A 6,893-nucleotide genomic window follows, 5' to 3' on the forward strand; every position below is an offset into this window, starting at 1 on the left:
CGTCTCGATCATCGAACCCATGCGGCGCATGGCGGTCAGGTCGCTCGACAAGATCGCCTTCCTGCCGTTCGGCCTGATGGTCGACCGCTGGCGCTGGGGCGTCTTCAACGGCGAGACCAGCCCGGCGGAATACAACGACGCCTGGTCGGCCAATATGCTGAAATACCAGGGTCTGGTCCCGCCTGGACCGCGTCCCGCCAACGCCTTCGACCCCGGCGCGAAATACCATATCCCGGGCAACACGCCCTACACCCGCTACTTCCTGGCCCACATCTACCAGTTCCAGTTCCAGCGCGCGGCCTGCAAGGAAGCCGGGTGGACGGGACCGCTGCATCGCTGCTCCATCTACGGCAACAAGGAGGTCGGCGAGCGCTTCGAGCGGATGATGGAAATGGGCCAGTCGCGGCCGTGGCCGGAAGCCATGCAAGCCTTCACGGGCGAGAGCGGCAACGACGCCTCGGCCGTCACCGACTATTTCGCCCCGCTGAACGCCTGGCTGACCGTGCAGAACCGCGGCAAGGACTGTGGCTGGGAGGCGTGAGCGCGGTGCGCCGTCCGAAAGCCACCGCCGCCCCGTGACGAAGTCGCGGCATTAACCCTTGGTATGGGCCCTTCGCTTAACCGTGCGCAATCAATCTGCCCCCGGATAGGCGCGGAAGGATTGCTTCGCGGCTGAACCACGGGCGGATGAGGCGATGAGACGGATCTCCTGGTTTGACGGCCTGTGCCGGGGTCTGCGGGCCTCCGCTCGGCGCTTGGCCGGCGATACGCGTGGCAACGTCGCCATGCTCTTCGCCCTCAGCGTTCCGGTTCTGATCCTGATGACCGTTGGCGGGGTCGACATCCACAGGGCCTCGACCGTGCGGGTGAATCTGCAGGACGCGCTCGATGCAGCGACCCTGTCGGCCGCCCGTTCGCCGTACACCCAGAATGCCGACCTCCAGCGGGTCGGGCTGGCGTCGCTGCGCGCCAACCTGAAAGCCTATCCGAACATCATCCTGCGCGATGCCGACACCTCGTTCGTTCTTAACAGCGACGACGTGGTGGTCGCCTCCTCCAAGGTCGATGTGAAGACCCTGGTCGCCAGCATCTTCCTTCCGCCCTACGGCAAGTTCATGGACGACTATCTGCCGGTCGGGGCCCATTCCGAGGTGGATCGCTCGTCCCGCAACATCGAGGTGGCGCTGGTGCTCGACACCACCGGCTCGATGGCCGGCCAGAAGATCATCGACCTGCGCGCCGCCGCCAAGGACCTGGTCGACATCGTGGTGCAGGACATACAGACGCCCTGGTATTCCAAGGTCGCCATCGTCCCCTATTCGATGGCGGTCAACGTCGACACCTACGCCACCGCCGCCCGGGGCTCGATCGTCGGCTCGGTCAACATCACGGGGGCGGTCATCAATCTCGCCGGCACGCCCCAGATCATCACGGCCGCGACCAAGGCCTCGCCGGTGGTCGTGACCTCGACCGCCCACGGCTTCTCCAACAACGATGTGGTGTGGGTTACCGGCGTCGGCGGGATGACCTCGCTGAACAACAAGCCTTATCTCGTCAAGAACAAGACCGACAATACCTTCCAGCTGTATCGGTTGACCGGATATCCGGTGGACGGACGCAACTACAATGACCTCACCGGGACCACCGGGCGGGTTCAGAGGTGCCAGAACAACGACTGCTCCATCACCATCACCGCCAGCAATCACGGACTCGTCAACAACAACTACGTCTACATCACCGATGTCGGCGGCATGACGCAGATCAACAACCAGACCTATCTGGTCGGCAACGCCACGACCAACAGCTTCACCATCGACATGAACGAGGCGTCGCTGACCCCCTACAGCTCGGGCGGCAGGTCCTGGTGCGCCCAGCAGGGGTGCACCTACTTCGCCTTCGAGAATGTGTACGACGATCTGGTGACCCACCGGATCAGCAGCTGCGTGACCGAGCGGACGGGGGGCAATGCCTATACGGACGCGGCGCCGTCCACCGCCCGCGTGGGCCGGAACTATCCCTCCACGTCCAATCCCTGCCTGGCGAACACGCTGAAGCCCTTGTCCAGCAACAGGGCGGCGGTGAAGGCCGACATCGATCTGTTGAGCGCCTCCGGCTCGACCGGCGGCCACATCGGCGTGGCCTGGGGCTGGTATGCGGTGTCGCCCAACTTCAGCGGCCTGTTCGGCTCGTCCGCGGGCGGGGCCTATAACACCGCCGACACCCTGAAGGCGGTCGTGATCATGACCGACGGCGAGTACAACAGCGGCTACTGCAACGGCGTCATCGCCGCCAACTCGACCAGCGGGTCCGGTTCGGCGGCCCTGCACATCAACTGCAATGCGCCCAACGGCCATCCCTTCGACCAGACGCTGGCCCTGTGCACGGCCATGAAGAACGCCGGCGTGATCGTCTACACCGTGGGCTTCCAGGTGGTGGACGACGCGCGCGCCCGCGCCCTCATCAGCGATTGCGCGACCAGCTCGGGCAACGTCTACATGGCGAACTCGGGCGCCGACCTGCGCCAGGCCTTCTCGGCCATCGGCCGCGACATCACCCAGTTGCGCATATCCCGATAGAGAACCGTGATCGCCGGCGATCATCCGGCGTTAAGACTGCCGGCCCATTCTGAAGCTTCGCAAGCGGGCCTTCGGGCCCGATGATCCGGCGGGACCGCCCACGATGAGACCATCCGTTGCCTCGTGTGTCCGTTACGGCGTGAAGCTTGTCAGAGGCTTGCTGTCCGACGCCCGCGGCAATGTCGCCCTGCTGTTCGGGCTCAGCCTGCCGGTGCTGCTCCTGATCACGGCCGGCGGCGTCGATATCCACCGCGCCTCGACCGTGCGGGTCAATCTGCAGGACGCGCTGGACGCCGCGGCCCTCGCCGCCGCCCGTTCGCCCTACACCGAAAACGCCGACCTCCAGCGCGTGGGCCTGACGTCGCTGCGCGCCAACCTGCAGGCCTATCCCAATGTCATCCTGCGCGAGGCCGATACGAGTTTCGTCCTGAACGACGAGAATGTGGTGGTCGCCGTCTCCAAGGTCGATGTGAAGGCCCTCGTCGCCAACATCTTCCTTCCGCCCTACGGCAAATTCATGGACGACTATCTGCCGGTCGGAGCCCATTCCGAGGTCGACCGGTCGTCAAGGAACCTCGAGGTCGGCCTCGTGCTCGACATCACCGGCTCCATGGCGGGTCAGCGCATCATCGATCTCAAGGCGGCGGCCGTCCAACTGGTCGATATCGTGGTTCAGGACGTCCAGACGCCCTTCTACACGCGGATGGCCATCGTGCCCTACTCGATGGGAGTGAACGTCGGCCCCTACGCCAACAGCGCCCGCGGGACGCCCATCGGCGCCCGGTCCATTTCGCATGCGGCCTGGGCGATGTCGTCGGCAAGGAACATCAGCGGCATCACCCGCGCCAGCCCGGGCGTGGTCACGACATCGACTGCGCACGGACTCCAGTCCAACGACTATGTGTGGATCCGGAACGTCGATGGCATGGAGCAGGTGAACAACCGCGCCTATCGGGTCCAGCGGATCAGTGACACGAAATTCTTCCTGCAGTCCTGGAACGGCGGGTCCTGGGTGACCGTGAACACCAACTGGTACGGCAGTTATGACGATGACGGCCAGATGCGTCAGTGCCTGCTGCCGGACTGCTCGGTCCAGGTGACCGCCCCCGGCCATGGCTTGGAGAACGGCGAGGGCGTCTACATCACCGGGGTCAACGGCATGACCCAGATCAACAACCGGCCCTATCTCGTCGCCAATGTGACGACCAACACCTATTCCATCGGCGTCAACGGCGCGGAATGGGGAGCCCATACCTCCGGCGGGTCGAGCTGGTGCGGCCGGGACGGCTGCCAGTGGCGGGTCTTCACCAATCCGTCCGGCACGCTTCGCGCACTCGAGACCAGCACCTGCGTCAGCGAACGCGCCGGCGCCCAGGCCTATACCGACGCCGCCCCGGGGGGCTCGACCTGGGTCGGGCGCAACTATCCAGCCACCTCGGGGAACCCCTGCCCGTCGGCCGTCATCCTGCCGCTCAACAGCAACAAGTCGACCCTCAAATCCCTGATCAACGGCCTGTCCGTCACGGGCTCGACGGCCGGCCAGATCGGCATGGCGTGGGGCTGGTATTCCGTCTCGCCGAACTTCAACGGCCTGTGGCCGGGCAGCCCCGCCAGCGCCTATGCGCCCGAGGAGACCTTGAAGGCGGTCGTCATCATGACCGACGGCGAGTTCAACACGCCCTACAGCACCGGCGTCATCGCCCGGGACGCCGGCTCCGGTTCCGGCGGAACCGTCGACAGGATCAACCAGAACTCGACCAACGGCGACCCCTTCGATCAGGGCGCGGCGCTGTGCGACGCCATGAAGGCCCGGGGAATCCTCGTCTATACCGTAGGCTTCCAGATCGCCGCCGGCGGCGAAGCCGCAGACCTCCTGGCCGACTGCGCCAGCAGCCCCCAGCACGCCTATCTTCCGTCCAGCGGATCCGACCTCTCCGCCGCCTTCGCCGCCATCGGCCGCGACATCACACGTCTGAGAATATCGAAATAGGACCGGCGGCCCCCTTCAGGGGGACGCGCGATCAGATCAACCGGATTTCCTTCAGCCGCTCGGTCAGGAAATCCTCGGCCATGATCGCCTTGCCGGCATAACGGTCAGGATTGTCCGGGCTGATCATGCCGGGCAGGGTCTCGATCACGAAGTCCGGGTTGAAATGCAGGAAGAACGGCGTGGAGTAGCGGGCGAAGCTCGCCCGCTCGGGCGCAGGATTGATCACCCTGTGGCTGGTCGACGGCAGGACGTGGTTGGTCAGCCGCTGCAGCATGTCGCCGATATTGACCACCAGGGCGCCGGGCGGCGGCGCGATGTCCAGCCATTCGCCGTCGGCGTCCTTCAGCTGCAGGCCGGCCTCCTCGGCCCCCAGCAGCAGGGTGATGACATTGATGTCCTCGTGCGCCCCGGCCCGCACGCCCGACGCCCCCGCCGGGACCGGCGGATAGTGCAGCATCCGCAGGATGCTGTTGCCCATCTCGACCTTGTCCTCGAAAAAGTCGTCGCCCAGCTTCAGATAGCGGGCGATGGCGCGCAGGATCTTCGCCCCCAGGACGTCCATCGCCTCGAACATGCTGTAGACGTGGGTCCGGAAGCCCTCGACCTCGGCCGGCCACACGTTGTCGCGCATGTATTTCCGGTAGGGGTGGCCCTCAGGCAGTTCGCGCCCGACGTGCCAGAATTCCTTCAGATCGACCGTGGCCGCGCCCTTGGCGGCCTCGACGCCGAAGGGGGTCAGCCCCCGCGCGCCGCCCGTGCCCGGCTGGTGATATTTGCGCTTGGTCTCCTCCGGCAGCGCGAAGAAGGCCTTGGTGTCAGCGACAGCGGCGCCGATCACGTCCTCGTCCAGGCCATGATCGGCGATCACGGCGAAGCCATAGCGTTTGAACGACGTCCCAAGTTTGTCCGCGAACGTCTGGAAGTCGGCGTCGTAGAGCTTCATCGACACCGGTTCGATGGCGCGTTTGCCCGCGGTCAGGGCGGCTTCGGGGGTCAGGGTCTCACTCACGGCAGGGCCTCGCAGGATCGGTATTCCGGTTCCTTACGCCCTAACCCGCGACCTTGGCAAAGCCGCGGCGCGCGGCGTTCACATGCCGTACAGGTCGGAACCTCCACCGTAAGCCCACGTTTCGGCGACAGACCGATTTCACGGCAAAGGAAAACCTCCATGCGCAGCAAGCTTCTCCTCACCGGCGCCAGCATCGCCATCCTGCTGGGCGGCGCCGCCTGCACCACCATGGACCCCTACAGCTCGACCCCGCGTCGCAACAACACCGCCACGGGCGCGATCGCCGGCGCCCTCGGCGGCGCGGTGCTGGGCTATCTGACCAACACCTCCAACTCCGAGGAGGGCCGCAAGAACGCCCTGATCGGCGCCGGCATCGGCGCGCTCGGCGGGGCGGCGGTCGGCGCCTATATGGATCGTCAGCAGCGCGAACTCGAGGCCGAACTGTCCGGCTCGGGCGTGGGCGTCGCGCGTCAGGGCGACAACCTGGTCCTGCGCATGCCGTCGGACGTCACCTTTGCTTCCAACCAGTCCAGCATCACCCCGCGCTTCAATGCGACGCTGGACGACGTGGCGGCCGTCCTGAACCGCTACGACCAGTCGATCATCGACATCGTCGGCCATGCCGATTCCGACGGGGCCGACGACTACAACCTGAACCTCTCGCGTCAGCGCGCCTCGTCCGTGGCCCAGGCCCTGGTCAGCCGCAACGTCCTCGCCGACCGGCTGTACGTCGACGGTCGCGGCGAAAGCGCCCCGATCGCATCGAACGCGACCGCCGAAGGCAAGGCGCAGAACCGCCGCGTCGAGATCCTCATCCGCCCGTTCCGCGGCTAGCCGCTCAAGCGGCCGACAGGCGGGTAGCGCCAAGGGAAAGGACGGAGCCCCGGCTCCGTCCTTTTTTTGCGAGCGCACACCGTTCCGTGACTTGCGGCAGGGCGCGTCAGATGCTGGATATGGTCCGCACTCGCTGCGGGGGAATCGCTTGCGTCCGAACCATCAGGAATTCGCCGACGGCGTGAAACTGGCCGCCATCGCCGCGGTTTCGGCGGTGCTTACGGCGACCGTGGTCATCGGCGCCGGCCGCACCCTGATGCCGCAGGACGAGGCCGCGACGGAACAACCCGCCCTCATCCGCGTCGCCCTGCGCTAGCGGTCAGGCCCGTCCGATCGAGACGTAGCGGAAGCCGCGGGCGCGCATGTCCTCGGGCCGGTAGACGTTTCTCAGGTCGACCATGACGGGTTCGCGCAGCAGCAGCTTGACCCGGTCCAGGTCGAGGGCGCGGAACTGGTCCCATTCGGTCAGGATGACGACCGCATG

Annotated in this window: 7 protein-coding genes; 5 read left to right on the forward strand and 2 right to left on the reverse strand. The window is 66.1% G+C overall.

Annotated features, from left to right (window positions below):
• The 3 genes from ASD25_RS26590 to ASD25_RS26600 form a co-directional block, all read left to right on the forward strand.
• Positions 1-541 (forward strand): M2 family metallopeptidase (locus ASD25_RS26590; protein WP_200943736.1); only part of this gene is annotated, 541 nt, incomplete at its 5' end.
• A 154-nt stretch (positions 542-695) separates the two neighbouring features.
• Positions 696-2,576, forward strand: a complete 1,881-nt coding sequence (locus ASD25_RS26595; RefSeq protein ID WP_055831236.1) for a TadE/TadG family type IV pilus assembly protein — start codon at positions 696-698, stop codon at positions 2,574-2,576.
• 139 nt (positions 2,577-2,715) lie between these two features.
• The gene (locus tag ASD25_RS26600; protein WP_235562894.1) at positions 2,716-4,566 is read left to right on the forward strand and encodes a TadE/TadG family type IV pilus assembly protein; all 1,851 of its coding nucleotides are present in this window, start codon (positions 2,716-2,718) and stop codon (positions 4,564-4,566) included.
• A gap of 31 nt (positions 4,567-4,597) precedes the next feature.
• Here ASD25_RS26600 and ASD25_RS26605 read toward each other — a convergent pair whose 3' ends face one another.
• Complete coding sequence (locus ASD25_RS26605) at positions 4,598-5,509, reverse strand: isopenicillin N synthase family oxygenase (RefSeq protein ID WP_055831301.1); 912 nt, start codon at positions 5,507-5,509, stop codon at positions 4,598-4,600.
• Between the two features lie 225 nt (positions 5,510-5,734).
• Between ASD25_RS26605 and ASD25_RS26610 the strand changes: the two genes are divergently transcribed.
• Positions 5,735-6,409 carry an OmpA family protein gene (locus tag ASD25_RS26610; protein ID WP_055831240.1) on the forward strand — a complete coding sequence of 225 codons (675 nt, stop codon included), beginning with the start codon at positions 5,735-5,737 and terminating at the stop codon, positions 6,407-6,409.
• Positions 6,410-6,557: 148 nt separating this feature from the next.
• A complete protein-coding gene (locus ASD25_RS30845; RefSeq protein WP_156376990.1) occupies positions 6,558-6,725 on the forward strand; it encodes a hypothetical protein in 168 nt (55 codons plus the stop codon).
• A 3-nt stretch (positions 6,726-6,728) separates the two neighbouring features.
• On the opposite strand, the gene ASD25_RS29870 is transcribed toward ASD25_RS30845, so the two are convergent.
• Positions 6,729-6,893 (reverse strand): UDP-glucose/GDP-mannose dehydrogenase family protein (locus ASD25_RS29870; RefSeq protein ID WP_235561788.1); only part of this gene is annotated, 165 nt, incomplete at its 5' end.

The sequence above is a fragment of the Brevundimonas sp. Root1423 genome (assembly GCF_001426805.1).

What these genes read in the sequence shown, in the direction of transcription:
- ASD25_RS26595 (WP_055831236.1), top strand. Translation starts at nt 696, where the DNA reads ATGAGACGGATCTCCTGGTTTGACGGCCTGTGCCGGGGTCTGCGGGCC.
- ASD25_RS26605 (WP_055831301.1), bottom strand. Translation starts at nt 5,509, where the DNA reads ATGAAGCTCTACGACGCCGACTTCCAGACGTTCGCGGACAAACTTGGG.
- ASD25_RS26610 (WP_055831240.1), top strand. Translation starts at nt 5,735, where the DNA reads ATGCGCAGCAAGCTTCTCCTCACCGGCGCCAGCATCGCCATCCTGCTG.